This window comes from Paenibacillus humicola (assembly GCF_028826105.1).
GTDB classification, from domain to species: Bacteria; Bacillota; Bacilli; order Paenibacillales; family Paenibacillaceae; genus Paenibacillus_Z; species Paenibacillus_Z humicola.
In genome coordinates, this window is sequence record NZ_JAQGPL010000001.1 from 2,502,632 (window position 1) to 2,529,187 (window position 26,556).

A 26,556-nucleotide genomic window follows, 5' to 3' on the forward strand; every position below is an offset into this window, starting at 1 on the left:
ATGGTTTCATGAATAAACGGCTAGACGCAATCATCGTAAGACGGAGCTCGGACGCCGTCGCCGGCAGCGAACCGGCAGGCTGGGCGGCAAGCCGGCTCGCGGCGGTCTGCGCGGAGCGTGGCATCGCCGTCCGCGAGTCGGAGTCGCCGGACGGCAGCGAGGCCGAGCGGCTGACGCTCGTCATCGCCGGACCAGAATCGGCGCATATCGCCGGCGGGATGACGGAGGAACGGATTCCGCGGGAGGCGGAATCGTTTTGCCTGCACCGGTATGCGGCGGGCGAGCGCCAAATCGTGCAGGCGGCGGCGCGGGATGCGCGCGGGCTTGTTTATGCGGTGCTGGAGCTGGCGGACCGGATTCGCCTCGCGGACGATCCGCTGGAGGAGCTGTCCCGGATCGGATGGCTGGAGGAAAAGCCGTCATCGCCCGTGCGCAGCATAAACCGCCTGTTCGTCAGCGACGTCGAAGACAAGCCGTGGTTTTACGACGAGCAGTTCTGGGACGATTATTTGACCGAGCTGGCGGCGCATCGCTTCAACCGGCTGCACCTTGCCCTCGGGATGGGCTACGATTACGGGCATGACCCGGGCGTGCAGGACAACTATTTCTGTTTTGCCTATCCGTTCCTGCTCACGCTTCCGGACTATGAGGTGCGGGCGAAGGGGCTTGAGCCGGGCGAGACGGAACGAAATCTCGCGATGCTGCGGCATATTGCCCGGGAAGCGAAACGCAGAGGCATTCACTTCCAGCTCGGGCTGTGGAATCACGGCTACGATCCGAGCGAAAGCCCGCATGTCCGTTACCCGATCGAGGGCATCAAGGAGGAGACGCATGCGCGGTACTGCCGGGACGCGGTCCGGACGCTGCTGCAGGCCTGCCCGGACATCGACGGCGTCACGATCCGGACGCATTACGAGGGCGGCATCCCCGAACCGGCAGAACCGTTCTGGCAGGAGGTGTTTGCGGGCATCGCCGAATGCGGACGCCGGGTGGAAGTGGATCTGCACGCCAAAGGCGTCGACTGGGACCGGCTGAATATGGCGATCGAGGCCGGACTGCCCGTCATCGTTTCGCCCAAATTTTGGGCGGAGCATATGGGACCGCCTTATCATCAGGCCGCCATCCGGCCGCTTGAGCTCCCTACCGAGCGGACGGACCGGCCGGATATGATGTCCATCACCGCAACGTACCGCCGCTTCACCCGGTACGGCTACGCCGATTTCCTGCGCGAAGACCGGAAATACGGCGTCCTGTACCGGATCTGGCCCGGCACGCAGCGGGTGCTGCTGTGGGGAGACCCGGCGATGGCGGCGGGCTACGGGCGGGCCGGCACCTTCGGCGGCGCGCTCGGCGTGGAGCTGTGCGAGCCGCTTACGTTCAAGGGACGCAAAGGCTCCGGCACGGAAGGCGGCCGCGACCCATACAAGGATCCCGCGCTGCGGCTCGGCGGGCAGGAGTGGAGGAAATACGGGTACAGCTACCGGTTATGGGGACGGCTGCTGTATAACCCGGACGCCGACCCCGAATCGTGGCGTCGGTATTTGCGGGCCGAATTCGGCGGCGGCGCGGAGGCGTGCGAGCGGGCGCTGGCCCATGCCAGCCGGATTTTGCCGCTGCTGACGGCGGCGCATCTTCCGTCTGCGGCCAACAATGCGTTCTGGCCGGAGATGTACGCGAATATGCCGATCGTCAAAACCGGAAAAAAGACGGGCTACGATTTCGATACCCTGGAGCCGAAGACGTTCGGCGCCGTCAGTCCGCTCGATCCCGCACTGTTTTACCGGATCGACGACTTTGCGGACGACCTGTTGAAAGGCGATCTCAGCGGCAAATATTCGCCGGCCTGGGTCGCGGATCGGCTTGATGAGCTGGCGGCCGAGGCCGAACGCGGCCTGGCCGACGCGGAAGCGCTGGTGCGGGACCGCGAATCCGCCGTCTACCGCCGCTGGTCCGTCGATGCGGCCGTGCAGTCGGGACTGGGCCGTTTCTTCGCGCATAAGCTGCGAGCCGGCATCCTGTACGCGCTGTTCGAACGGACGGGCGGCAGGGAGCTGCTGGAAGAGGCGCGAAGCGAATACCGCTCCGCGCTCGGGCACTGGAAACGAATCGTCGCCATGACCGTGGACGTCTACCGGGAAAATATTACGTTCGGCTACGTGCCTTATATGCGGGGGCATTGGAGCGACCGCACGGCTGCAATCGAAGAAGATATCGCCGCGATGGAGCGGGTGCTCGAGGCCGCGGACCGTGTCTTAACGCCGCAGGTACAGGAGGCGGCTTCAGTGCAGGCGGGAACAGGAAGTACCGCTGCCGGGGTGCCCGTAACGGCGGCGGCGGTTATGAAAGCCGGCAGCCCGGACGCCGCCAGGCCGGAGATCGTCCACACGCCGCCGGTGTCGTTCCGCCGCGGAGAGCCGGTACGCCTGAGCGCTGCGCCCGATGGGGACGCCGGCGGTCTGCGGGTGCTCCTTCATTACCGGCATGCGGAGCAGTCGGAGGCTTGGAGACAGGCGGAAATGGAGCGGCAAGGGGCGGCGTTCGCCGCCGAAATCCCGGCCGAATACACCGGCGCACCCTATCCGCTCGTATATTTCTTCGAGCTCAAGGACGCTTCGGGGCGCGCCTGGCTGGCTCCCGGGTTTGACGATACGCTGTCGGGTCAGCCGTATTATGTGCTTCGTCAGGTTTAACCGGACAATCGAATCTGTTGCCGATTACTTTATAGGAGGTGACCGTCTATGCAGGCGACGGCCGGAACGGCGGAGAACGTTCAAACGGGAACGCGGGGAGGCCTCTGGAGGCGGATCGTCCGGTACAAAGCGCTATACGCGCTTGCCGCGCCGGGCATCGTTTATTTTATCGTTTTCAAGTTTCTGCCGATGTGGGGGCTTGCGCTCGCGTTTCAGGAATACAACCCGTATGCGGGCATTTTCGGAAGCGATTGGGTCGGGCTTAAGCACTTTCGCGAGCTGTTCACCGACCACAATTTTTATCTGATGCTGCGCAACACCTTTGCAATTAACATCATCGGCCTGGTCTTTATGTTCCCGGTTCCGATCGTGCTGTCGCTCATGCTGAACGAAATCCGGCACGAGGTGTTTAAACGGTTTAACCAGTCGGTCGTGTACCTGCCGCATTTTCTGTCCTGGGTCGTCGTGGCCAGCCTGACGTTCTTCATTCTGTCGACAGACGTCGGCATCGTGAATAAGATCATCGCCGGAACGGGGCATGAGCCGATCGCGTTCCTTTCCAATCCGAATTACTTCTGGGGGCTCATCACGCTGCAAACGATGTGGAAGGAGGCAGGCTGGGGCACGATCATTTTCCTCGCGGCGATGGCGGGCATCGACCCGACGCGCTACGAGGCGGCGGTTGTGGACGGTGCCAGCCGCTGGCGGCAAATTTGGCATATTACGCTGCCGGCGATCCGCCCGACGATTCTTATTCTGCTCATTCTGCGGCTCGGCCAGATGGCGGACGTCGGCTTCGAGCAGGTTCTGCTCATGCTCAATCCGCTCGTCACGTCGGTCGGCCAAGTGTTCGATACGTATGCGTATACGATCGGCATCCTGCAGGGCGAGATCAGCACAGGCGTAACGGTCGGCATGTTTAAAGGCGTCGTCGGCCTCGTGCTGGTGCTGGCTTCCAACTATGCGGTGAAGAAAATGGGCCACGAGGGCATTTACTAGTAGAGGGAGGGAGGCCGCTGTGAGCTTTGTCGCCACCAAAAAATTAACGGCATTCGATTACGTCAATTACACGATTTTGACGGTCATCTCGCTCGTTTGCATTTTCCCGTTCATTTACGTGTTCAGCGTTTCGTTCACCGACCCGAAAGTGTATGTCCCGCTGAAGTTTTATTTGTTTCCGGATCAGTGGTCGCTGAGCGCGTACCGGTATATTTTATCGACGAACAGCTTTCTGAACGCGCTGAAGAGCACGGTGTTCATTACCGTCATCGGGACCGCGCTCAATCTGGCCGTCTCGTTCACCTTCGCGTACGTGCTGACCAAGAAAGAGGTGCCCGGCCGGTCGATTTTGATGGGGGCGGTCATCTTCACCCTCGTGTTTAACGCCGGCATTTTGCCGAGCTATCTGCTGGTGAAGGAGATGCACCTGCTCAATTCGTATTGGGCGCTGATATGGCCGACGCTGACGAGCGCATGGAGCCTGATCGTCATCAAAGGCTTCCTGGAATCGCTCCCCGCCGAGCTGGAGGATTCCGCCCGAATCGACGGCTGCTCGGACTTCGGCGTCTTCTTCCGGATGGTCATCCCGCTGTCGATGCCGGCAATCGCCGCGTTTACGCTTTTTTTCGCCGTCAGCCATTGGAACACGTACTTCAACGCGCTCATTTATTTGTCCGATTCGCGCAAATGGACGCTCCAGGTGCTGATCAAGTCGCTCGTCATCGACTCCGACTCCAACGGCGTCGGCCAGGCCGGAGCGGGCGGCGACGACCGCGTGCTGCCGCAGGAAACGATCCGCATGGCGGCCATCGTGCTGTCCATGGCGCCGATTCTCGTCGTGTACCCTTTTCTGCAGAAGCATTTCGCCAAAGGCGTCATGCTGGGATCGGTCAAAGGTTAGCGCTTCGTGCGCCGCGGAACATGCGGTAACAAGCAGCGAACCGCTTATTGAAAAAGCCTTCAAAATCGCGAGCCGGCTCGCAATTTTGAAGGCTTTCCGTTTCCGCTATGAACTCGCGTGTTCGCTTATTGCCATGGTCCCTGCTGCATCATCTGCTGCCCATGCGGCATCATTTGCTGTCCTTGAGGCATCATTTGCCCCTGTCCTTGCGGCATTGGCATCTCCGAATACGTCTTTTGGCAGAGCATGTGGGAAATACGGGGAATGGACACCATTTCCCCCGCTCTCAGCCGGTTCGGATCGGCGATATGCGGATTGGCTTCCTCCAGAATGGGATGGGGGATATTGTATTTGTGGCCGACCGAGGCTAAGGTTTCGCCGGGCTGAGCCTGGTGCTGGGCAAACAGCATATCGTCCGATTTTCCGTCCCGGAAGAAAGGGAAGAAAAACGGCGAAAAGAAGAAAAACGGGAACAAGAAACGACGGGGAAAAAAGGGATGGGGAAACGGGCGAAAGAACGGGCGTCCAAATCCGCCGCCAAAACCGCCGCCTGGAAAAAATCCGCGCTCCATTACACAACCTCCGTTTGAAAAATAGTCAAATGCCTCTATACAAAGTATTGCATTGCGGTCAAAGCGTGACGGTTCGGATGAACAAAAGTTGACGATTTTTTCGTGCTTGAATGGACAACCTTTCCGGTTTTACCGGATTTCATTGACCTCCGCCCGCTCCGGGAGTATAATTTTCTCCAATTCGGGTTTTTAGACAGCGTTTTCAATTAAGAGAGGAGTGAGCCTTCATGTATACCTTTGCCAATAAAATCGTCTGGGTGACCGGCAGCAGCACGGGCATCGGGAGGGCGGCGGCGATCGAATTCGCCCGGCATGGCGCCGACGTGATCGTGCACGGCAACCGGAGCGTGCAGCAGGCCGAGGAAGTCGCGGCGGAAATCCGGAAGCTCGGCCGGAACGCAATGCTCGTCATGGGAGACGTCGGCAGCGCTGCCGAAGTGAAGCGGATGGTCCGGGAAATCGGCACCCGCTTCGACCGGATCGATGTGCTGATGAACAATGCCGGAGCCCTGATCAAACGGGCGCGGCTGGCCGATCTGGAGGAAGAGCTGTGGGATGAGGTTATGAACGTGAACCTGAAGTCGGTTTACCTGGTGACGAAAGAGGCGCTGCCGCTGCTTCGGCAAGCCGGGAAAGGCCGCATCATCAACGTCACGTCCGTCGCCGCGCGCAACGGCGGCGGCTTCGGTTCGCTGGCCTACGCCGCATCCAAAGGCGGCGTCAGCACGCTGACCCGGGGGATGGCGAAAGATTTGGTCGAATACGGCATCACGGTCAACGGGATCGCGCCCGGCGTGATCGCGACGCCTTTCCACGACCGGTACTCCCCGCCGGAAATCCGCAGCAAGGCGCTCACGACGATTCCGATGGGACGCGAAGGCACGCCGGAGGAGTCGGTTGGCGCCGCGCTGTTCCTCGCCTCCGATTACGCCAGCTATTTGACGGGCGAAATCATCGAAGTGAACGGCGGCCAGCTGATGGATTAGGCTTGTCTGCCGCCGTTTTGTCCAGGCCCGCATCGCAACCCGAGCGGGCTTATTTCGTATGCGGTCCGGATGCCGGACGAACGCGGCGTACTTCCGCCTGAAGCATCCAAAGCGCCATTTGCAGGGGGACGGCTTCCTGGAACAATTGGGGATCGTACCCGGTTTCGCGTTTGATTTTTCGTAACCGGTAAATGAGCGTGTTGCGGTGAATATACAGCGCTTTAGCGGCTTCCGTAATGTTCTGGTTGCTGTCGAAGAACGCCTGCAGCGATTCGGCGAATTTATGGACGCTTTCCGGAAAAACCCGGCCTGCGAATCGTTCCCTTGCATGGGCGCTCATCTGGTAAATCAGTGCTTTCGATTCGATGTCGGAGTACGTGTTGATTACCCGGTCGGGTTCGCCGATCAGCAGGGCAAGCTCCGCTTCCCGGTATGCACCGGTAACTTTATTCCGATCGTACACCGGCTCGGTCAGGCCGATTCGGAACGGGAAACCCCACCGCTGAAACGTTTCCCGGAGCAATCGCAGCTTCAGCTCCCGCTTCGCGCCGTCCAAGCCGGAAAACAGGATAAACAAGCGGTTGACGCTGATAAATCCGGCAATCGTTTGACCGATGGTGTCCTCGATTTGCCGCATCAGCGTTTGACTTTGAAAGGTCCGATCCTGAATGTCAACGAGACAAACGTCGAAAGGCGGCCGCAATCGGACGTTCAGCATATCCAGCCTTTCGTCAATCAGCTGATTGTTCGGTTCCCCTCGAATCAGCTCCTCAATGATGGTTTCCATCGTCTGCCGCTTCCATTCCGACTGCTGCATGAACAGGGTCTGTCTTAGCATCAGCTCCGTCGTCATTTTCACAAGGCCGCCGAATTCCCGAACTTCCTGGGGCTCCCCCGTAATCCCGATGACGCCGACAATTTGGCCCTGAAGCTCGATCGGCAGATTTATCCCCGTTTGCGCTCCTTTCCACCGTCTTTGATTGGCTTCGTCAATCATGAGCGGCTTGCCCAGCCGAAGCACCTCCAGCGCGCCTTCATGCACCTGATCGAGCCGCGCGGCATCGCCGGATGCAATAATGATTCCGGATTCGTCCATAATATTTATATTCCGGTTCAGACGGTGCATCGTTTCCTTTACGATCATGTCGGCAATTTCACGGCTTAATATGGGTCATCCCCCCTGAACTGGTTTAATGTTCGTCCTGATATATGTATTATACACAAAGAAATCGTTTTATTATTTAGCAAATTTGTTTTCTATGCACGATGACGAATGCACGGTTACTCTTTATAATAGATCTGTGTTTAATTTGTAAGCGTTTGCGTGATGAAAGGCGTTGATTGAGATTAAGATTGTAATTGCACCCGATTCGTTTAAAGGAAGCGTTTCCGCCATGGAGGCGGCCTTGTACATGGAGAGAGGGGTGAAAAGGGCTCTTCCCGATGCCCGCACGGTGCGGGTTCCGGTTGCCGACGGCGGCGAAGGCACGCTGGACGCCCTGATTGCCGCTACCGGCGGCAGAAAAGCGGAAGTCACCGTCACCGGGCCGTTGGGCGATCCGGTCAAAGCCGAATACGGCGTGCTCGGCGACGGGAACACGGCCGTCATTGAAATGGCGAGTGCTTCCGGGCTTTGTCTGATTGAAGACGACCGGAAAAATCCGATGGCCGCCACGACCTACGGTACGGGAGAGCTCATTCGAAAGGCGCTGGACGACGGCTGCCGGAGCTTTATTCTGGCTATCGGAGGCAGCGCCACAAACGACGGCGGTATCGGGATGCTGCAGGCGCTCGGGATGCGCCTGCTCGACGCCTCGGGGATGCCGGTCGGATTCGGCGGGCAGGAACTTGGCCGCATCGCGGCCATCGACGATTCGCAGTGGGACCGCCGGATTGCGGAGTCGGCGTTCGTGATTGCCTCGGACGTGCAAAATCCGCTGGTCGGGCCGAGCGGAGCCTCCTATGTATTCGGCCCTCAGAAGGGCGCAACGCCGGACATGATCGGGATTCTCGACCATGCCATGTCCCGTTTCGCGGACGTCGTCCAGGCGAAGACCGGGCTTCGGCTTCATGACCGGCCCGGCGCGGGTGCGGCGGGAGGCCTTGGCGGCGCGTTCCAGGCGTTTTTCCCGGCGCAGATGAGACGGGGCATCGATATTGTGATCGAGCATACGAAGCTGCGGGAGCATTTGCAAGAGGCGGATCTCGTCTTCACCGGGGAGGGCCGGGTCGATTTCCAGACGGCTTCGGGCAAAACGCCCATGGGCGTTGCGCAGGAAGCGAAGAAGCTCGGCATTCCGGCGATCGTCATTGCCGGTTCGATCGGTCCGGGCATCGAATCGCTTTATGAATTCGGCATCCTGAGCGTGCACAGCATCGTCAACGCCCCCATGACGCTTCAGGAAGCGATGGAGAAAACGCCGGAGCTGCTGTCGCAGCGGGCGGAGCAAATCGTTCGGACCTTCTTGTACACCAACCAACAATCGGAGTTCTAACATCAGGGGAGGAAATGACAACATGAAAATTAAACAAACCATTGAAAAGGTTCCGGGCGGTCTGATGGTCGTCCCGCTTATGCTGGGCGCTTTGATGAATACGATCGACCAGATGCATATCCCGGTCGTCATGCGTTTCCTGAAGTCGCTTGGCGTTGCGCCCGCCAGCGATGGCGTCTACGAATTTATGAAAATCGGCGGCTTCGCGGAATCGCTGTTCAAGACCGGGAGCTTGACGCTTATCGCGCTGTTCTTATTCTGCGCCGGCAGCCAGATGAATTTGCGGGTCGGCGGCATCGCCTTGAAAAAGGGCGTTTTGCTGACCGCAAGCAAGTATCTGGTCGGACTTGGCGTCGGGGTGCTGTTCGCCAAATTTTCCGATCCGATGCACGGGCTGCTCGGGCTTTCATCCATGGCGATCATCGCGGCGATGACCAACGGCAACGGCGGCATGTACGCGGCCTTGACCGGACAATACGGGAACCGCTCGGACGTCGGCGCCGTATCCGTCCTTTCTCTCAATGACGGGCCGTTCTTCACGCTGATGGCGCTCGGCATGCTGGGACAAAACTTCCCGATCATCGCGTTTATTGCCGTTTTGCTGCCGATCGGGATCGGGATGCTGCTCGGAAATCTGGATCCGGACATCCGCGAATTTTTGCGGCCCGGCGAAATTCTTCCCGTCCCGTTCTTTGCGTTTGCGCTGGGGGCGGGGATGAACCTGGCCAATTTCTTCAACCCGCAGGTCGTCGGTGCGGGCGTAACGCTCGGCCTGCTGACAACCATATTGACCGGCGGAATCGGGATTCTGGTATTCAAGGTGTTTCGCGAGAAAAGCTTTATCGCTCCTGTAGCGGAAGCGTCTACGGCCGGGAATGCCGCCGGGACTCCCGCAGCGATTGCCGCGGCCGCTTCCGTTGCGGCCGGCTCGGGGATGATGTCGGCCGCCGATGCTCAGGCTTATCAGGATGTCGTCAATATCGCAACTGCGCAGATCTCGATTTCGACGCTGACGACGGCCGTTTTGTGCCCGGTTGCCGTCATTTTGGCCGCACGGTACTTGAAAGGGAGAGGAATCGACACGAAGGCGGAAGCCGGCGGGAAATAAGCATAATCCTTCTTAATGATGCAAACAATATTCGCAGCGCTTCATTGTTCTAACAAAGAACATTCATAATGCTTCATAATCGGGCAGAAAATCAAATGTAATCCTTCAATATCGTGCAGAAAAACAAATGCAATTCTTTATAATCGTGAGGTAATGTGATGAAAACAACCCTATTGTACGGCAAGCAGGGACTGACCGTAGAAGTGCCGGACAACGCCGTGATCGTCGAGCCCAAGGATCTTCCGGGCTTGCCGGATGAAGAGCAGGCGGTTAAGAAAGCGCTTCAGAGCCCGATCGGCTCGCCCGCGCTGCGCGACATGGTGAAACCGGCGGACAAGGTCGCGATCGTGATCAGCGATATTACGAGACCGACGCCCAATCACAAGCTGGTTCCCTGGATATTGGACGAACTGAATCATATTCCGCCGGAAAATTTCGTCATCGTGAACGGGACCGGCACGCACCGCGACCAGACGAGGGAAGAATTCGTCCAAATGCTCGGGGAACAAGTCGTCGACCGTATCCGGATCGTGAACAATCATTGTAACGATAAGGACTCGCTCGTCAATTTGGGGCCGTGCAGCTTCGGCTGCGACGTTTACCTGAACAAGGAATATGTGGAGGCCGATTTCCGCATCGTGACCGGGTTTATCGAACCTCATTTTTTCGCCGGCTTTTCCGGGGGGCCGAAAGGAATCATGCCCGGGATCGCCGGTATCGAAACGATCATGACCTTCCACAACGCCCGGATGATCGGGGATCCGCTCGCCACATGGGGGAATATGGATGATAATCCGCTCCAGCATATGACCCGCGAGATCAACCGGATGTGCAAGCCCGATTTTATGCTCAACGTCACCTTGAACGGTCGTAAGGAGATTACGCAGGTGTTTGCGGGCGAGCTGTTCGAAGCGCACGAGCAGGGCTGCGCTTTCGCGAAAGCGCATGCGATGATTCGATGCGACGATCGGTTCGACGTCGTCATCACGTCCAATTCCGGCTATCCGCTCGACCAAAATTTATACCAGGCCGTGAAAGGGATGAGCGCCGCCCATAAAATCGTCAAAAAGGGCGGAACGATTATCAGCGCCGCCGAATGCTCGGACGGACTGCCCAATCACGGGAATTATGCGGAAATTTTGCAAATGCGAAAAACGCCGCAGGAGATTCTGGATCTGATCGGCAGCGGCAGCTTCCGGATGCTCGATCAATGGCAGGTGCAGAAGCAGGCCGTGATCCAGGTATGGGCCGACGTGTATGTATACTCCTCCTTAAGCGACGACGTCGTCGAAAAGGCGATGTTTCGCCCGACGACGGACATCGAAGATACGCTCGGCAAGCTAAAAGCGAAATACGGCGAGTCGATGACGGTAGCCGTGCTGCCGCAGGGACCGCTGACCATTCCTTATGTGGAAGAATAAACAAAACGGTACGATTTGATGCACATTGATCTGCAGCCTCCAACTTCGGTTGGAGGTTTTTTAATTTTTTGAAAAAAAAGACATTGACAAAAAAAAGACCGCTGACTTAAAATTCATTATAACGACATAATGTTACGAATTATGACGTGTCCATTCCATTTATATACCCATAAATCATCATTTCCTGACAAAGAGCACACATGTGACATGTAAATGACATAAAATTTCCCAACCGGAAAGAAGGCGATTCGAATGGCAGAGCTAAACCGGCTAAACCGCATTCCATTATATTTACAGCTGAAAGAGGTCATTACCGAAAAAATCGAGAACGGCGAGTGGCTTCCCGGGGAAAAGATTCCGACGGAAGACAGTCTGCAGAAGCAGTTCGACATCAGCCGCATTACGGTGCGGCAAGCGATCAGCGACCTTGTTGTCAGCGGGCTGCTGACGCGCATTCAAGGGAAAGGCACCTTCGTCGCCGAGCCGAAGCTGGCCAATATCCGGCCCGAGCTGACCGGCTTCACCTACGAAATGGGCGGCCATCACGCCGTCGAATCGCTGGTGCTCGACTGCTCCAAAATGATCGCGAGCGAGAGGATCCGCCGGAAATTCGACCTTTCCCCGAATGTCGAGGTGATGAAGCTGGAGCGGATCCGGCTTGTCGACGGGCAGCCGGTCGGCCTGCAGAAGGCGTTCCTCAATATTTCGATTACGCCCGGCATCGACTTGAACAAATACGACTTCTCGAGGCAGTCGCTGTATGCCTCGCTTGAAGCGGAAGGCGTCGAGCTGCTGGAAGCGGAGGAAACCGTCGAAGCGAAATTGGCGGACGATCTGCAGGCCTCGCTGCTCCGGATTCCGGCCGGCGCGCCTGTGATGCACCTCACCAGGCTGACCAAACTAAAGGATGGGAGGACATACGAATATGCAGAGATGATCTTTCGAGGAGATAAGTACAAGTATACCGCCAAGCTGAATTTGAAGCCGTAACGCGATTTGGAGAAAAGCCGGGTCAGCCGGAACAACTAAAACCACGATTCAAACTGGAGGAGATTCATTTGTCGGGAGTATTTCCGGAGAAAAGCAACGCAATCGTCGATATCTTTAAAACGGATAAGGCCGTCATCGGTATGATTCACTTGAAAGCGCTGCCGGGAGCGCCTCACTTCCCCGGAGGGAACCTGGACGCGATCTTTGATTTCGCCATGAACGACGTCAAGGTGTACGAGGATTGCAAGGTCGACGGGCTTGTGCTGGAAAATTCGTGGGACATTCCGTTCTCCAAGCCGGAGGACATCGGGGTGGATACGGCAGCTGCATTTGCGGCGCTGGCCGTCCGCATCAAGCAGGAAACGAAGCTGCCGATCGGCATCAACTGCCTTGCCAACGGCGCCATTCCCGCGCTTGCCGTCGCGAAGGCGGCCGATCTGCCTTTTGTCCGCGTCAATCAATGGGTGAACGCCTACGTGGCCAACGAAGGGTTCATCGAAGGGCCTTCGGCGAAAGCGATGCGCTTCCGTTCCCAAATCAAAGGCGACGATATTAAAATCTTCGCCGACGTGCACGTCAAGCACGGAAGCCATTCGATTGTCGCCGACCGCACCCTGGCCGAGCAGACACGAGATGTCATCTTTTTTGACGCGGATGTGCTGATTGCGACGGGGAATCGCACGGGCGACGAAACGCCGACCGATGAAGTGCTCGGTATCAAGTCGAATACGGTTTTGCCGGTCATTGTCGGCAGCGGCATGAGCGTGGACAACGCGGAGAAAATTTTGTCGCTGTGCAACGGCTGCATTGTCGGCAGCTCCCTCAAATTCGACGGGAAATGGTGGAATCCGGTCGATCCGGACCGCGTCAAGGCGTTTATGCGAGTCGTAACCGAGCTGCGCGCGAAGGAAGGTGTCCCGGTTGAAGGCTGATCCGTCCGACATCGTCGTCTTCGGAACGATCGACATGGATTATGTCTGTTTCGTGGATCGTTTTCCCGATATTGGCGAGACGGTGACGACGAGCGACTTCGGCCAGTTTCCCGGCGGCAAAGCGGCCAATCAGGCGGTTGCCGCCGCCCGGCTCGGCTCCAGGGTTTCCCTGGTCGGCCGCGTCGGCGAAGACGAAACCGGCCGGCAGCTGAAAGCGCAAATGGAAGCGGAAGGCGTAAATCACGATTTCGTGCATTATACGCCGGGCTGGAAAACGGGCATTTCGATGATCCAAGTGGACCGGGACGGCCGCAACACCGTCGTGACGTATCCGGGAGCCAGCGCCAGGTGGACGAAGGAAGATATCGATCGGGCGGAAGCGAAGATCCGGCAGGCGAAATATGTCATCCTGCAAATCGAAATGGATTTGGAGGTTGCCCGTCACCTGATTCGAACGGTCCGGCAGGCCGGCGTGAAGCTGATTCTCAATTTGGCGCCTGTCGTTGCGCTTGATCCGGAGTCGCTGTCGATGGTCGATATTCTGATCGTGAACGAAACCGAGTCCTCCCAGCTTACCGGGATGACGGTCCACTCGGTGGAGACGGCGCATACGGCGGCGCAAATGCTGGTCGAGCGAGGAGTGCGGCAGGTCGTGATCACGCTTGGCGAGGCGGGGGCCGTCGTGAAGGACAATGCGTTGTTCGTCTACGCTCCCTCGCGGAAGGTCAAGGCGGTCGATACGACGGCCGCAGGTGATTGCTTTGTTGCGGCGGCGGCTCATTTTCTGAGCAAGGGCGAGAAGTTGGCAGAAGCGGTTCGGATGGCGGCGGAGGTCGCGGCGCTGTCCGTCACCAAAACGGGGGCGCAAACCTCGCTCCCGACCTACGAGGAATATATCAAATGGAGGGAAGAAAAATGAAAAGGTTGCTGAATTCCGGTTTCATTGCCATGCTGGCGGTCATGCTGTTACTGGCGGGCTGCAGCGGAGGAGCCAAAACGAATACGCCTGCCGGCGATTCGTCGACTCCGCCGTCCTCGTCATCCGGATCGGAAACGACTCCGCCGGCGGCTGCCGGAGGTACGCTCAATATTTCGCTGTACCTGTATCCGACCAAGCTGGATCCGAAATATTCCGTTTCCATTGCTGAGAAGAACTTGTATCAAAGCCTGTATGACAAGCTGCTGGACATTGATAAGGACGGCAACCTGATCCCGATGCTGGCGGAAAAGTGGGAAATTTCGGACGATAAGAAAACGTATACGTTCCACCTGCGCAAAGGCGTTAAATTTCATGACGGAACGGATTTCAACGCCGATGCGGTCAAATTTAATTTCGATCGCTACATGGAGGACGACTCCGCGCAGAAAAACGCGCTGAAATCGGTCGATACGGTTACCGTCGTCGACCCGTACACGGTCAAAGTGCAGCTGAAGCAGCCGTTCGCGCCGTTCCTTTCGCTGATGATCGAAAAAGCGGGCATGATGGTGTCTCCGGCGGCAGTAAAGAAATACGGAGCGGATTTCAATAATCATCCGGTCGGCACCGGTCCGTTCATGTTTAAAGAAGCGGTCGCCGGCTCGTCGGTCACGCTGGAGAAAAATCCGAATTATTGGCAGGCCGGTCTGCCAAAAATGGATCAGGTTGTCTTTAAGACGATTCAGGACACGAACGTCGCTTTCGTCAACCTGAAAAGCGGCGACGTCGATATCACCGACAAATTCCCCTACAAAGAAATCGACAGCGTCAAGAACGACCCGAAGGTGACGTTAATTAACGAGCCGTCGCTCGCGTTCGAAGCCATTTACTTGAACACCGCGAAGCCTCCGTTCAACGACAAGGCGCTGCGCCAGGCCGTGGATTTGCTGATCGACCGCGACGCGATCGTGAAGGTCGCCCTGAACGGCGCAGGCGTGCCGGGGCATTCGCCGTTCGCGCCGAACGTCTTCGCGCACGGCGACAGCGACATCGCGGCGAAGCCGGACCTGGCCAAAGCGAAGCAGCTGCTGAACGGCAAAACGTATACGTTCACGCTGAAGGTCGGCACTCTTCCCTCGGACCAGCAAACCGGGCAAATGATTCAGACGATGCTGAAGCCGGCAGGCATCGACGTCAAGCTGGAGAAGGTCGAGGTCGCCGCCTTGGACGAGCAAACCAAAAGCAAAAACTTCGATGCGGTGCTTGCGTATTGGAGCGGACGCCAGGATCCGGACCAAAGCATTTACGACTGGTTGTACAGCACGGGCACTATGAACTATTCCGGCTACAGCAACCCGGAGGTCGACAAGCTGCTCGACGAAGCGCGCGCCGAAACGGACAATGCGAAGCGCAAGGCAACTTACGATCAGGTGATGGCCATCGTCCAGCAGGACGTTCCGAACGTTTACCTGTATCACGTCAACAACACCATCGGCGTTTCCAAAGCCGTTCAAGGCTTCACTTATATTCCCGACGGTATGATCCGCACGGCCAATATCAGCAAATGATAACCTTTTAACGAGGGGAATTGTTCATGGCCTATATTCTCAGACGTCTGTTGTTGACCGTTCCGGTCGTGTTTATGGTGACGATCATGGTATTCTCGCTGCTGCACCTGCTCCCCGGCGATCCGGCATCGGTCATTCTCGGTCCGGACGCCACGCCGGAAATGCTGGCTGCGCTTCGCGAGCAGCTCGGCTTGAATAAACCGATCGCCCTCCAATATTGGGATTGGTTAACCGGCGTCCTCCACGGAGACCTGGGCCATTCCCTGGTTAACAATATTCCGGTCATCGAGCTGATCCGGCAAAGCTTTCCCGCTACGCTGGAGCTGACGATCGGCACCTTCATCGTCGTCGTGCTAATCGCGCTGCCCGCCGGCATTATTGCGGCGGCCCGGCCCGGCCGGTTAGCGGATTATTCCAGCTCGCTGTTCGCGCTCTGCGGCATGTCGATTCCGCATTTCTGGCTCGGCATGATGTTCATCGTGCTCTTTGCGATGAAGCTGGGGTGGCTGCCGGCCTCCGGATACGTTCCGTTCACGCAAAATCCGGTGACGAACTTGTCGGCGATGATTCTGCCGATCCTGTCGACGGGGCTGCGGGAATCGGCGGTTCTGATGCGGATGGTGCGCAGCAGTCTGCTCGACGTGATGAACGCGGACTATGTTCGCACCGCTTATTCGAAAGGACTCCGGGAGCGGACCGTCGTGCTGCGCCACGCGTTGAAAAACGCGCTCGTTCCGGTCGTGACGACGAGCGGGCTCATCGTGGCCGGTTTGCTCGGAGGCCTGGTCATTACGGAATCGATCTTTTCGATTCCGGGCTTCGGCCGGCTCATCGTCGATTCCATCTTCAAACGCGACTACGTAACGGTGCAGGGAGCCGTGCTCGTATCGGCGCTGCTCGTCATTTTCATCAATCTGCTGGTTGACCTGCTGTATACGGTCATCGATCCGCGGACGAAGTCCGGAAGGGGGGCGAAGTAGCTTGAACACGCTTGCTGAAACGTCTGCCGAGCAGCCGTCCGAAGAAAGGTTCATCCGCCTCCGGGCATTCGCCCGAAACAAGCTTTCCGTCGTCGGCGCGGTTATTATCGTGCTGCTGGCGCTGACCGCCATCTTCGCGCCTGTTATTGCGACGCACGACCCGATTAACGATCAGGACTATTCGGCCGTGCTGCAAAATCCGAGCCACAGCCATATTCTCGGGACGGACGATATCGGCCGGGACACGTTTTCCCGTCTGGTGTACGGAGCCCGGCTGACGATTCTCGCTGCGGTCATTTCGGTCGGCATCGCCGTCGTGATCGGCGTCCCGATCGGGCTGATTACCGGCTATTTCCGGGGATTCTGGGACGAATGGATCGTCATGCGCGCCGTTGACGCGATTCAGGCGTTCCCGTCCCTGATTCTGGCGCTGGCGATGGCGGCTGCGCTGGGCGGCGGGTTTTACAATGCGATGATAGCCATCGGAATCGGCTTTATCCCGGCTTTCATCCGGATTACCCGCGCGCAGGTCATTTCCGTCTCGTCGCTCGAGTATGTGCAGGCGGCGCGCGCGATCGGAGGCGGCCACACGCGCGTCATGTTCCTGCATGTGCTGCGGAACTCGCTGTCGCCCATCCTGATTCAAATGACGCTTGCCATGGCTTCGGCCATCATCCAGGAGGCGGGGCTGTCGTATCTCGGTCTCGGCGCAAGCCCGGAGCAGCCAAGCTGGGGCTCGATGCTGTACATTGCGCAGGGTTACCTGAACAACGATCCGCTGCTGGCGGTTTGGCCGGGGCTAGCGATCTTTCTCGTCGTGCTCAGCTTCAACCTGCTCGGCGACGGCATCCGGGAGCTGCTCGATCCGAAGCTGAAGAAATAATGCCCGGTTATTTTATAGCGGAAAGAGGCATGAACTATGGATACGCTACTGGAAATCAGCGGTCTCAAGACCGAGTTCGGAAGCGGCCGAAGGACGATTCCGGCGGTCGACGGCGTCGACTTGTCGGTCGGCAAAGGCGAGATCGTCGGCGTCGTCGGCGAATCCGGCTGCGGCAAAAGCGTCACGTCGTTATCCGTCATGCGGCTGCTCCCGCGAACCGGCGCGCGCATCGCAGCGGGCTCGATCCGGTATAACGGCGCCGATTTGCTGAAGCTTTCGGAGGATGAAATGAGGTCGATTCGGGGCAACGAAATCGCCATGATTTTTCAGGACCCGATGACGTCGCTGAACCCCGTGCATACGATCGGCGCGCAGCTGAGCGAAGCGGTCATGCTGCACCGCAAGCTGTCGAAAAAGGAAGCGCTGCGCCACGTGGTCGACATGATGCGCAGCGTTCATATTCCCGGAGCGGAGCGTCTTGTGCGCGAATATCCGCACCGGCTGTCGGGTGGCATGCGGCAGCGGGTCATGATCGCGATGGCGATGTCGTGCAATCCGGGTCTGCTCATTGCCGATGAGCCGACAACCGCGCTCGACGTGACGATTCAGGCGCAAATTCTCGGTCTGATGCGCGAGCTGCAGCGGGAGCAGGGCACCTCGATCCTGTTCATTACGCACGATTTAGGCGTCGTATACGAAATGTGCCAACGCGTCGTCGTCATGTATGCCGGCCAAATCGTCGAGGAAGCGGAAGTGGCGGCGCTTTTCGAAAACCCTTCCCACCCGTATACGCGGGGGCTGATGCGGTCGATTCCGCGGTACGACAGGTTACAGAAGCGGCTGGACTCGATTCCGGGCCAGGTGCCGATGCCGGGTTCGGTACGGCAGGGCTGCCGTTTTGCCTCGCGCTGTCCGGAGGTGCAGCCGAAATGTCTGGCGGAGGCGCCGCCTCTATTCCGCTTGGACGACAAACGGAAAAGCCGCTGCTGGCTGCACGAACAATCCGCCGTAAAGGAGACTGACGGGATATGAATCCGCTGCTGGAAGTGAAGGGACTCCGCAAATATTTTCCGGTCCAGTCCGAAGGTATCGGCAAGCCGAAGCAAATCGTGAAAGCGGTCGACAATGTGACGTTCGATGTGATGGAAGGCGAAACGCTCGGCATCGTCGGCGAATCGGGCTGCGGCAAATCGACGACAGGGCGCTCGGTTCTTAGGTTAACCGAGCCGACCGGCGGAGAGGTTGTCTTTCAAGGGCGGAATATGATGGCGCTGAAGTCCGGCGAGCTGCGGAAAATGAGGCGCCACATGCAGATCGTCTTTCAGGACCCGTACGCCTCGCTCAATCCGCGCATGACCGTCGGGGCCATTTTGGAAGAACCGCTCAAGATTCACGGCTTGTCCGGTGGAAGCGAGCGGAAGCGGAGCGTCATGGAGCTGCTCGAGATCGTCGGTCTGACCGAGCGGCATTACCGCCGTTATCCGCACGAATTTTCCGGCGGCCAGCGCCAGCGTATCGGAATCGCCCGGGCGCTGATCACGAAACCGAAGCTGATCGTCGCCGACGAGCCCGTCTCCGCCCTCGACGTCTCGATTCAATCGCAAATTTTGAATTTGATGAAGGATTTGCAGGAGCAGTTCAAGCTGACGTACATGTTCATTTCCCACGATCTGTCCGTCGTGCGGTATATCAGCGACCGGATCGGAGTCATGTATTTGGGACGGATGGTCGAGCTTGCGCCCTCCGGCGGCTTGTTCGAGCAGCCCCTGCACCCGTATACGCAGGCGCTGCTGTCGGCCGTGCCGCAGCCCGGAGGTCAAGCCGCCCGCGAGCGGATCGTGCTGTCCGGAGATGTGCCGAGTCCGGCGAATCCGCCTTCGGGCTGTGCGTTCCATACGCGCTGCCGGTCCTGCATGGACCGGTGCCGGACGGAAGCGCCGGCGTTCCGGGAAATCGCCAAAGGGCACTGGACCGCCTGTCATCTTTATTAGCGTCACACATGAGCGTGCGGCAGCCGGCACCATCACCGCGAATTGACCGGTTCGGAGGTGCCGGAACTGCTGCGTCTCGGCTTTCACGGCTGTTTTCTGGAAGGGGAGCCTGAATGCGGTTCCATGCCGGCTCCGGTTACGGACGGTAGCGAATCGGCTTGGAATCCGCCCGTATGTATAACGGGTGCCTGGGGAACCCGTCTTTTGTCAAGCCCAGCGCGTACAGATCATACCGGGACAGCAGGTTTAACACTCGTTGATGCCGGTCCCAGAACGATCCTCGGGTACCCCAAGCCAATAAAACCAAGTCCGACCTGTTGACGGCCGCAAGCATGTAAGCATCGTTTTGTTTTCCGACCGGATCGGCGGCATGCATCAGCTCATCCGGATGCGCGGTCCGGTAAGCGAATAGATTGACAACCTCCAAGGAACCGTACCCCCATGCTTTCGCAAAGGCGATACACCTTGCGATTGTCGGATCGTTCCGGCGATCGTCCGCCGTGCTGGGATTCAGCATCACGAAGGCGGCTTTTGGCGCATCCTCCTGCCAGCATCTCCATAAGGCGTACCGGTATCGCCCGCTTGAATCGATGATCGCGCCGGCCCTTCGATCGTCCGGGATTTGCATGGTTCATCATCCTTTATTCGAGCTTCATGGGTCCCCATCCAAACAAGTTCAGTGCACTTTTCACAAAATCGCTGCTGCCCGTTTCCGGCCCGGCTGGGGCACGAGAGTTGTACGATCAGCTTTAGCTGACGGATTCGGCCGCCGTCCCATTTTGAAACCTAAGTCTCGGCATTGTGCGCTGAAATGATATTCATGAGATGTAAATATAAACTATTAATAACATCAATTAGAAATTAAAAGGAGACGATATAAATGGCATCTTTAACTCCGGACACGAATCTGGCTTCTTATTTCGATCATACGCTGCTCAAGCCCGACAGTACAGCTGCGGACATAAACCGCCTGTGCGAGGAAGCGATGCAGTACCGCTTCGCTGCGGTGTGCGTCAATCCCTGCTGGGTGCCGCTGGCCGCGGAACGCCTTCAAGGCTCGGGCGTTGGCGTCGCCACCGTCGTCGGTTTTCCGCTCGGCGCGAGCAGCACGCTCACGAAAATGAACGAAGCGAGGGACGCGGTTGCCGCCGGAGCCGCGGAAATCGATATGGTGCTGAATATCGGCACGCTGAAATCGGGCCTGATTATTGAGGCGGAGAAGGATATCGCCGCGGTAGCGGAAGCGGTCTCGGGCCGGGCTCTTCTAAAAGTAATCATAGAAACCGGGCTGCTGACCGATAAAGAAAAAGTGATCGCCTGCGAACTCAGCAAATCGGCGGGGGCGGATTATGTGAAAACGTGTACCGGATTCTCGGCGGGCAAGGCGACGCCGGAGGACATCGCCTTGATGCGCCGGACGGTCGGACCGGAAATGGGCGTGAAAGCATCCGGGGGCATTCGGGATTTGGCGGCCGTGCGCGCTTTGATCGCAGCCGGCGCCACAAGAATCGGGGCCAGCGCCAGCGTGGCGATCGTGACCGGAGGAAGCGGCCAAGGCTATTAAAAGCTTGATGAATACAGGCGCTGAGGATCGTGCGAATTTAGGTCCTTCGGCACCGTCATGTTAATCGGCTCCCGGCTCTGCTACAACGATATTTATCCGTCTATTCACCCGGTACGGAGCGAGTCATCGATAAATAGTCCCGTTAATTGTCGTCATAACATTGGAAATTTAATCGAAATATATCAAAAAATATCGAAAAACCTCGATTTAGCTATTTATTTATAATATTTTACATGTTAAAATATGAAAGTATTTTATCCCTATGGAGGTGTCATTATGAGTGAACAAATCGCAAGAGCGGCAAACCCGGCCGAACAAGCCAAGCTGTTGAAGGGCCAGCCCGCACCCAAGGATGCGCAGGACCAGAACGTAACGTATAATGTCAGCCTGGGTGTAAAAGACGGCGAATTTACGCTGAATTGGAGCGTTACCCCGCAGGTGTACGGCAGATGGGACTGGGTCGGCGTATTCCAGAGCGCACAGGACGCCCAATCCGACCCGGCGGGTACTTACATGTTCCGCGGCTGGCAGTGGGCCGAGAATGGAAGCCCTTATCAAACGGGCATCGATGCCAATAACGGTTACGTGATTGCTTATATCGTGTGGAACTACGGGGCGGACGCTTATCAGGCGGTCGCAATTTCCGATCCTTATTAATTTTCCGATCCCTGTTCATGGATTCGAAAAGCACTTATCTTACGAACTGCAGCCTGCTTCTTCGCGAAGCGGGCTTTTTCTTTCCCTTTCAGCGGGAGTGGAGCCGCGTCCGTCAAGGCGATTTTGTCGAATCGGGTTGAAACCATCCGGAAAACGGCCAATTGTTTGCGGCGGGAAGGAGATGCGAAGGATCGCGTCGAATTGTCTGAATAGAACCGGCGAGACAAACCGGGCCGGAAGCCATTTACCCGTAAGGAGGGGAAGCAAGATGACGATTCCGACAAAAATGAAAGCGGTTGTAGCCTACGCTCCCGGCGATTACCGGCTGGAGGAGGTGCCGGTCCCGTCGCCGGGTCCCGGCGAAATGCTTGTGAAGGTGGAAGCGTGTGGCATTTGCGCGGGCGATATAAAAGCTTACGGCGGCGCGCCGAGCTTCTGGGGCGACGAGAAACAGCCCGCTTATATAAAGGCACCCGTTATACCGGGGCACGAGTTCATCGGCCGGGTGGCCGCGCTGGGCGAAGGCGTTTCGGGCTTTGGCGTGGGAGACCGGGTCATTTCCGAGCAGATCGTGCCCTGCTGGCAGTGCCGTTTTTGCAAGAGGGGCCAATACTGGATGTGCGAAAAGCACGACCTGTACGGGTTTCAGCATAACGTAAACGGCGGCATGGCGGAGTATATGATTTTTACGAAGGAAGCGATTAACTATAAAGTGCCCGAGGAACTGCCGATCGACGACGCGATCCTCATCGAGCCGTACGCCTGCTCGTTCCATGCGGTGCAGCGCGCGCAAATTCAATTGGGCGACATCGTGGTCATTTCGGGAGCGGGAACGCTCGGCCTCGGTATGATCGGCGCCGCGAGGCTGGCCGGCCCGGGAAAATTGATCGCGCTGGACCTGAACGAGGACCGGCTCCGGCTGGCCCGAAAATTCGGCGCGGATCTCGCCCTGAACCCGGCCGAGGTCGATGTCGTCGCGGAAATCAAGGGGATGACGGAGGGCTACGGCTGCGACATTTATATTGAAGCGACCGGTCATCCGAAATCGGTCGAGCAGGGGCTTTCCATGATCCGCAAGCTCGGCCGGTTCGTCGAATTCAGCGTGTTCAAAGAGCCGGTGACGGTCGATTGGAGCATTATCGGCGACCGCAAAGAGCTGGACGTACTCGGCTCGCACCTCGGACCGTACTGCTACCCGCTTGTGATCGACGGGATTGCCGGGGGCAGGCTGCCGACGGAGGGGGTCGTCACCCACAAGCTGCCGCTGGAGCGGTTCGAGGAAGGCTTCAAGCTGGTGCAGAGCGGGAAAAATTCGCTTAAAGTCGTACTGGTGCCGTAACGCAGCAGGAGAAGGAGGACAAACGGTGAAGCTGACAACGATGCAGATGAAAGAGATTTTTAACCGCGTCGCGGACCGTATCGAGGCGGAGAAGGACTGGCTGTCCGAACTGGACCGCGCGCTCGGCGACGGCGACCACGGCGTTACGATGTCGACCGGCTGGCAGGCGATCCGGAAGAAGCTGGACGATTTCGGCGAGGGAAGCGAATGCGCGGAGCTGTTCAAGGCGGCGGGCATGACGTTCCTGAGCGCGGTCGGATCGTCGGTCGGGCCGCTGTACGCCACGGCGTTTATGCGCGGCGCGGCCGCGCTGCAGGGAAAGCGGGAGCTGGACGAAGACGATATCATCGCGTTTTGGACGGCGGCGGTCAAAGGCATTCAGGAGCGGGGCAAGGCGCAGGCGGGCGACAAAACGATGCTCGATACATGGATGCCTATCGTGGAAGCGCTTCAGGCGGGGAAAAGCGAGGGAAAGGATATCGCGACAACCTTGAAGGAAGCATCCGCCGCCGGCAAACGGGGAATGGAGGCGACGAAGGATATGCTCTCCCGGCTCGGGAGGTCCAGCAGGCTGGGCGACCGGTCACTTGGGCATCAGGATCCGGGCGCGACTTCCGCGTACCTGATCTTCTCCGCCTTCTGCGACGGAGCGCTCGAAGGGCAAAGCGCATGAACGTATGCGAAGCGGCAGCCCGGCTCAGCCGCAAGGCTGCCGCTTTCGCTTGATGCATCCGGCTGCGGCGGCCGGATGCCCGTTCGCCGCGCGGCAGCAAGAAATGTCTGTAGGAGGCCGATGCCGATTTTGCTACAATAATGGCGACCGGCCATGAACAATGCGAGGAGGCAGCATCGAAATGGATGGTACTGATACGGTATTTCCGGTTCGCCGAGCGATCGATCAAATCCGGGAAACGGCGGGCCCGGGAGCTGCTCCGGAAGAAGCGGCGCAGCCCGTCTCTCCTTACCGGATCGCGGCTTCCCTGATCGTGTCCCCGGAGAACGAGGAGCAGACGGCAGGCGTGCTGCGGCTGGCGTCCGCCAACCGGTATACTGTCGTTCCTCAAGGCGGCGGCACGAAGGACGCGCTTGGGGGAGCCGCGGGGAAAGCCGACATTTTGCTTTCCATGCGCAAGATGTCGGGCATTTTGCAGCATTCCGTGGGCGATCTGATGGTGACCGCCCTGCCCGGAACGACGGTCGGCGAGCTGCAGGACAAGCTGCGCGAGGAAGGGCAGTTTCTGCCGCTGGATCCGGCCTGGAGCAGGCAATCGACGATCGGCGGCATGACGGCCGCGAATGCTTCGGGTCCGAAGCGGGCGCTTTACGGGTCGGTCAGGGACCATCTGATCGCGTCCCGGGCGGTGCTTGCGGACGGCACGATCATTCGCACGGGCGCCAAAGTGGTGAAAAATGTCGCCGGCTACGATATGAACAAATTGTTTGTCGGCTCCATGGGCACGCTTGGCGTGCTGACCGAGCTGACGTTTAAAATCCGCCCGCTGCCGGCCTCGGCCGGTCTGGCCGCGTTCCGTTCCGGCGGCCTCGGCGAATGGAAAAGGCTGCAGGAATCGCTGCTCGATTCCCAGCTGGAGCCGTGCGCGGCGGAGCTGATCAGCGCGGCGGAGGCGCAGGAGCTGTTCGGTTCGCCCGAGCCGATGGTGCTGGTCCTGTTCGAGGACGTCGAAGCGTCCGTCCGCTATCAACTGGACCGGCTGAAGTCCGCTGCGGAGGACGCAGGGCTGAAGCCGTTTGCCGAAATTTGCGGCTGCGGGGAAACCGAGCCGGTCATCGAGGGGCTGCGCGCATTGGCGCCGAATGCGCTCGATGCGCCGCCTGACCGACTGATTGTTTCGATGAAGCTGCTGTCCCGGCTGACGGATGTGCCGGACATTTGCGAATTTGCGGTAAAGAGCGGCGAAGAAGCGGGGCTTCAAGTCCGATTCGGCGGCGGGCTGTACACCGGAATCAGTCACGCGACGGTCGCCGCCGATTGGCAGCGCTTGCAGGAGACGATCCGGTGGATACGCAGCGTTTTCGTCTATATGGAGGAATTGAATGGCGGCGCAACGCTTTCCTTCGCGCCGCCGGAGGTTCGTTCCGCCGTGCCCGCGTGGGGAACGGACCGCAGCGGCAATGAATTGATGCGCAGCGTCAAGCAACAATTCGATTCGGCCCATATTTTAAACCGCGGCCGTTTTGTGGGAGGGATCTGATCGTGACAGCCGAAGTGAAGCTGCCGCCCGTCTTGAAGTCCAATTATCCGTTCGAGGATGCGCCGGAAGAGGACAAGTTCTCGCAGTGTGTGCACTGCGGCATCTGTCTGGAGGCTTGTCCGACCTATCAGCAAACGGGGCTCGAAGCGCATTCTCCCCGCGGACGCGTCTACCTGATCAAATCGGTGGCTGAAGGAAAAATAGACCTGAACGAATATTTCGCCGATCCGGTCGGGACGTGCCTGGACTGCCGCGCCTGCGAAACGGCCTGCCCGGCGAACGTGCAGGTCGGCTCCCTGGTCGAGGAAGCGCGCGGCCAGCTGTATAAATCGGAGCCGCCGAGCGGGGCGTCCGGTTTCGTGCATTCCTTCTTTCTGCACAAGCTGTTTCCGTACCCGAAACGGATGAACCGGATGTACAAGCTGCTGAAGCTGTATCAAAAAACGGGGCTGCGCTCCGCGGTGCGGTCAACGAAGCTGCTGAACATTTTGCCGGCGCATTTGCGGGAAATGGAACGGGCCGTGCCGGAGGTGACCGCGCCTCCCGTGCTGCACCGGATGCCGGAGGTACTGCCGGCGTTCGGGACGAAGCGGGCGCGGGTGGCGATGCTGACCGGCTGCGTCATGGACGTCATGTTCGGCGACGTCAATGAAGCGACGGTGAACGTGCTGCGCCGGAACGGCTGCGAGGTGTGGATTCCGCAAAATCAAAATTGCTGCGGCGCGCTGCACGTGCATGCGGGCGACCGGGATACGGCGAAAATGCTGGCCCGGCGGAATATCGACGTGTTTCTGTCGCAGGAGATCGACGCCGTCGTCATTAACGCCGCCGGCTGCGGCTCCACGCTGAGAGAGTATTGGGAGCTGTTGAAGCACGATGAGGCGTACAGCGCCAAAGCGCAGCAGTTTACCGACAAGGTGACGGACGTGTCCCGGTTTCTCGACCGACTCGGCCTCATTCCGCCGGAAGGCAGGCTGGACCTGACCGTTACGTATCACGACGCCTGCCATCTGGCCCATGCGCAAAAAATCCGCAGCGAGCCGCGGCGGCTGCTGGAAGCGATTCCGGGTCTCCGAATGGTGGCGATGCCGGATGCCGACCGCTGCTGCGGAAGCGCGGGCGTCTACAATTTGACTCATCCGGATATGGCCGGTCAGCTGCTGGACCGGAAAATGGACGACATTCCGGCCGGCTGCGACGCCGTCGTCATGGGCAATCCGGGGTGCATGATGCAGTTCCGGGTCGGCGTCGTCCGGGATAACCGCCCGGAAGAGATTTTGCATACGATTCAGCTGCTGGATTGGTCTTATCAAGGCGTCAATCCGCTTGCGCGCGAGGGGGTCTAAAACCA

General features: G+C 58.5%; 24 protein-coding genes. 21 read left to right on the forward strand and 3 right to left on the reverse strand.

What is annotated here, in order from left to right:
• Positions 1 to 8 precede the first annotated feature (8 nt).
• Genes PD282_RS11590 through PD282_RS11600 form a run of 3 tightly spaced genes read left to right on the forward strand, consistent with a single transcriptional unit; the run spans position 9 to position 4,590 of the window.
• A complete protein-coding gene (locus PD282_RS11590) occupies positions 9 to 2,690 on the forward strand; it encodes a hypothetical protein (protein WP_274650836.1) in 2,682 nt (893 codons plus the stop codon).
• A gap of 48 nt (positions 2,691 to 2,738) precedes the next feature.
• On the forward strand, positions 2,739 to 3,689 hold the full coding sequence (locus tag PD282_RS11595; RefSeq protein ID WP_274650837.1) for an ABC transporter permease: 951 nt from the start codon (positions 2,739 to 2,741) through the stop codon (positions 3,687 to 3,689).
• 19 nt (positions 3,690 to 3,708) lie between these two features.
• Positions 3,709 to 4,590, forward strand: a complete 882-nt coding sequence (locus PD282_RS11600; protein ID WP_274650838.1) for a carbohydrate ABC transporter permease — start codon at positions 3,709 to 3,711, stop codon at positions 4,588 to 4,590.
• Between the two features lie 125 nt (positions 4,591 to 4,715).
• Here PD282_RS11600 and PD282_RS11605 read toward each other — a convergent pair whose 3' ends face one another.
• Complete coding sequence (locus tag PD282_RS11605; RefSeq protein ID WP_274650839.1) at positions 4,716 to 5,162, reverse strand: LysM peptidoglycan-binding domain-containing protein; 447 nt, start codon at positions 5,160 to 5,162, stop codon at positions 4,716 to 4,718.
• A gap of 227 nt (positions 5,163 to 5,389) precedes the next feature.
• Between PD282_RS11605 and PD282_RS11610 the strand changes: the two genes are divergently transcribed.
• Entirely contained in the window at positions 5,390 to 6,148 is a 759-nt protein-coding gene (locus PD282_RS11610) for an SDR family NAD(P)-dependent oxidoreductase (RefSeq protein WP_274650840.1), read from the forward strand.
• Positions 6,149 to 6,197: 49 nt separating this feature from the next.
• Here PD282_RS11610 and PD282_RS11615 read toward each other — a convergent pair whose 3' ends face one another.
• A complete protein-coding gene (locus PD282_RS11615) occupies positions 6,198 to 7,316 on the reverse strand; it encodes a CdaR family transcriptional regulator (protein WP_338045249.1) in 1,119 nt (372 codons plus the stop codon).
• 178 nt (positions 7,317 to 7,494) lie between these two features.
• On the opposite strand from PD282_RS11615, the gene PD282_RS11620 reads away from it, so the two are divergent.
• The 11 genes from PD282_RS11620 (at position 7,495) to PD282_RS11670 (ending at position 19,432) form a co-directional block, all read left to right on the forward strand.
• Positions 7,495 to 8,643, forward strand: a complete 1,149-nt coding sequence (locus PD282_RS11620; RefSeq protein WP_274655175.1) for a glycerate kinase — start codon at positions 7,495 to 7,497, stop codon at positions 8,641 to 8,643.
• A gap of 22 nt (positions 8,644 to 8,665) precedes the next feature.
• Complete coding sequence (locus PD282_RS11625) at positions 8,666 to 9,751, forward strand: 2-keto-3-deoxygluconate permease (protein WP_274650841.1); 1,086 nt, start codon at positions 8,666 to 8,668, stop codon at positions 9,749 to 9,751.
• 158 nt (positions 9,752 to 9,909) lie between these two features.
• Positions 9,910 to 11,172 carry a nickel-dependent lactate racemase gene (gene larA, locus PD282_RS11630; RefSeq protein ID WP_274650842.1) on the forward strand — a complete coding sequence of 421 codons (1,263 nt, stop codon included), beginning with the start codon at positions 9,910 to 9,912 and terminating at the stop codon, positions 11,170 to 11,172.
• A 252-nt stretch (positions 11,173 to 11,424) separates the two neighbouring features.
• A complete protein-coding gene (locus tag PD282_RS11635; protein WP_274650843.1) occupies positions 11,425 to 12,162 on the forward strand; it encodes a GntR family transcriptional regulator in 738 nt (245 codons plus the stop codon).
• A gap of 68 nt (positions 12,163 to 12,230) precedes the next feature.
• Positions 12,231 to 13,094 carry a BtpA family protein gene (locus PD282_RS11640; protein WP_274650844.1) on the forward strand — a complete coding sequence of 288 codons (864 nt, stop codon included), beginning with the start codon at positions 12,231 to 12,233 and terminating at the stop codon, positions 13,092 to 13,094.
• Positions 13,084 to 14,013 (forward strand): ribokinase, encoded by a 930-nt coding sequence (gene rbsK, locus PD282_RS11645; protein WP_274650845.1) that lies wholly within the window; start codon positions 13,084 to 13,086, stop codon positions 14,011 to 14,013. The genes PD282_RS11640 and rbsK overlap by 11 nt, the downstream gene beginning before the upstream one ends.
• Entirely contained in the window at positions 14,010 to 15,578 is a 1,569-nt protein-coding gene (locus PD282_RS11650; protein WP_274650846.1) for an ABC transporter substrate-binding protein, read from the forward strand. The genes rbsK and PD282_RS11650 overlap by 4 nt, the downstream gene beginning before the upstream one ends.
• A 26-nt stretch (positions 15,579 to 15,604) precedes the next feature.
• A complete protein-coding gene (locus PD282_RS11655) occupies positions 15,605 to 16,558 on the forward strand; it encodes an ABC transporter permease (protein ID WP_274650847.1) in 954 nt (317 codons plus the stop codon).
• A 1-nt stretch (position 16,559) separates the two neighbouring features.
• Positions 16,560 to 17,441 carry an ABC transporter permease gene (locus PD282_RS11660; protein WP_274650848.1) on the forward strand — a complete coding sequence of 294 codons (882 nt, stop codon included), beginning with the start codon at positions 16,560 to 16,562 and terminating at the stop codon, positions 17,439 to 17,441.
• A gap of 36 nt (positions 17,442 to 17,477) precedes the next feature.
• Entirely contained in the window at positions 17,478 to 18,473 is a 996-nt protein-coding gene (locus tag PD282_RS11665) for an ABC transporter ATP-binding protein (RefSeq protein ID WP_274650849.1), read from the forward strand.
• On the forward strand, positions 18,470 to 19,432 hold the full coding sequence (locus tag PD282_RS11670) for an ABC transporter ATP-binding protein (protein ID WP_274650850.1): 963 nt from the start codon (positions 18,470 to 18,472) through the stop codon (positions 19,430 to 19,432). The genes PD282_RS11665 and PD282_RS11670 overlap by 4 nt, the downstream gene beginning before the upstream one ends.
• Positions 19,433 to 19,568: 136 nt before the next feature.
• Here the strand turns inward: PD282_RS11670 and PD282_RS11675 are convergent, their stop codons facing one another.
• Positions 19,569 to 20,060 (reverse strand): DUF1643 domain-containing protein, encoded by a 492-nt coding sequence (locus PD282_RS11675; RefSeq protein ID WP_274650851.1) that lies wholly within the window; start codon positions 20,058 to 20,060, stop codon positions 19,569 to 19,571.
• A gap of 252 nt (positions 20,061 to 20,312) precedes the next feature.
• Between PD282_RS11675 and deoC the strand changes: the two genes are divergently transcribed.
• The 6 genes from deoC to PD282_RS11705 all read left to right on the forward strand — a co-directional run bounded on the left by deoC (position 20,313) and on the right by PD282_RS11705 (position 26,551).
• On the forward strand, positions 20,313 to 20,996 hold the full coding sequence (gene deoC, locus PD282_RS11680) for a deoxyribose-phosphate aldolase (RefSeq protein WP_274650852.1): 684 nt from the start codon (positions 20,313 to 20,315) through the stop codon (positions 20,994 to 20,996).
• Positions 20,997 to 21,272: 276 nt separating this feature from the next.
• A complete protein-coding gene (locus tag PD282_RS11685) occupies positions 21,273 to 21,653 on the forward strand; it encodes a hypothetical protein (protein WP_274650853.1) in 381 nt (126 codons plus the stop codon).
• Between the two features lie 268 nt (positions 21,654 to 21,921).
• Entirely contained in the window at positions 21,922 to 22,992 is a 1,071-nt protein-coding gene (locus PD282_RS11690; RefSeq protein WP_274650854.1) for an MDR/zinc-dependent alcohol dehydrogenase-like family protein, read from the forward strand.
• Between the two features lie 25 nt (positions 22,993 to 23,017).
• Positions 23,018 to 23,665: a dihydroxyacetone kinase subunit DhaL gene (gene dhaL, locus PD282_RS11695; protein ID WP_338045177.1), complete on the forward strand. Its 648-nt coding sequence runs from the start codon at positions 23,018 to 23,020 to the stop codon at positions 23,663 to 23,665.
• A 181-nt stretch (positions 23,666 to 23,846) separates the two neighbouring features.
• Complete coding sequence (locus PD282_RS11700) at positions 23,847 to 25,205, forward strand: FAD-binding oxidoreductase (RefSeq protein WP_274650855.1); 1,359 nt, start codon at positions 23,847 to 23,849, stop codon at positions 25,203 to 25,205.
• Positions 25,205 to 26,551 (forward strand): (Fe-S)-binding protein, encoded by a 1,347-nt coding sequence (locus PD282_RS11705; RefSeq protein WP_420832354.1) that lies wholly within the window; start codon positions 25,205 to 25,207, stop codon positions 26,549 to 26,551. Before PD282_RS11700 ends, PD282_RS11705 begins: the two co-directional genes overlap by 1 nt.
• Positions 26,552 to 26,556 lie beyond the last annotated feature (5 nt).

What these genes read in the sequence shown, in the direction of transcription:
- PD282_RS11590 (WP_274650836.1), top strand. Translation starts at nt 9, where the DNA reads ATGAATAAACGGCTAGACGCAATCATCGTAAGACGGAGCTCGGACGCC.
- PD282_RS11595 (WP_274650837.1), top strand. Translation starts at nt 2,739, where the DNA reads ATGCAGGCGACGGCCGGAACGGCGGAGAACGTTCAAACGGGAACGCGG.
- PD282_RS11605 (WP_274650839.1), bottom strand. Translation starts at nt 5,162, where the DNA reads ATGGAGCGCGGATTTTTTCCAGGCGGCGGTTTTGGCGGCGGATTTGGA.
- PD282_RS11610 (WP_274650840.1), top strand. Translation starts at nt 5,390, where the DNA reads ATGTATACCTTTGCCAATAAAATCGTCTGGGTGACCGGCAGCAGCACG.
- PD282_RS11625 (WP_274650841.1), top strand. Translation starts at nt 8,666, where the DNA reads ATGAAAATTAAACAAACCATTGAAAAGGTTCCGGGCGGTCTGATGGTC.
- larA (WP_274650842.1), top strand. Translation starts at nt 9,910, where the DNA reads ATGAAAACAACCCTATTGTACGGCAAGCAGGGACTGACCGTAGAAGTG.
- PD282_RS11635 (WP_274650843.1), top strand. Translation starts at nt 11,425, where the DNA reads ATGGCAGAGCTAAACCGGCTAAACCGCATTCCATTATATTTACAGCTG.
- PD282_RS11650 (WP_274650846.1), top strand. Translation starts at nt 14,010, where the DNA reads ATGAAAAGGTTGCTGAATTCCGGTTTCATTGCCATGCTGGCGGTCATG.
- PD282_RS11655 (WP_274650847.1), top strand. Translation starts at nt 15,605, where the DNA reads ATGGCCTATATTCTCAGACGTCTGTTGTTGACCGTTCCGGTCGTGTTT.
- PD282_RS11665 (WP_274650849.1), top strand. Translation starts at nt 17,478, where the DNA reads ATGGATACGCTACTGGAAATCAGCGGTCTCAAGACCGAGTTCGGAAGC.
- PD282_RS11670 (WP_274650850.1), top strand. Translation starts at nt 18,470, where the DNA reads ATGAATCCGCTGCTGGAAGTGAAGGGACTCCGCAAATATTTTCCGGTC.
- PD282_RS11675 (WP_274650851.1), bottom strand. Translation starts at nt 20,060, where the DNA reads ATGCAAATCCCGGACGATCGAAGGGCCGGCGCGATCATCGATTCAAGC.
- deoC (WP_274650852.1), top strand. Translation starts at nt 20,313, where the DNA reads ATGGCATCTTTAACTCCGGACACGAATCTGGCTTCTTATTTCGATCAT.
- PD282_RS11685 (WP_274650853.1), top strand. Translation starts at nt 21,273, where the DNA reads ATGAGTGAACAAATCGCAAGAGCGGCAAACCCGGCCGAACAAGCCAAG.
- PD282_RS11690 (WP_274650854.1), top strand. Translation starts at nt 21,922, where the DNA reads ATGACGATTCCGACAAAAATGAAAGCGGTTGTAGCCTACGCTCCCGGC.
- PD282_RS11700 (WP_274650855.1), top strand. Translation starts at nt 23,847, where the DNA reads ATGGATGGTACTGATACGGTATTTCCGGTTCGCCGAGCGATCGATCAA.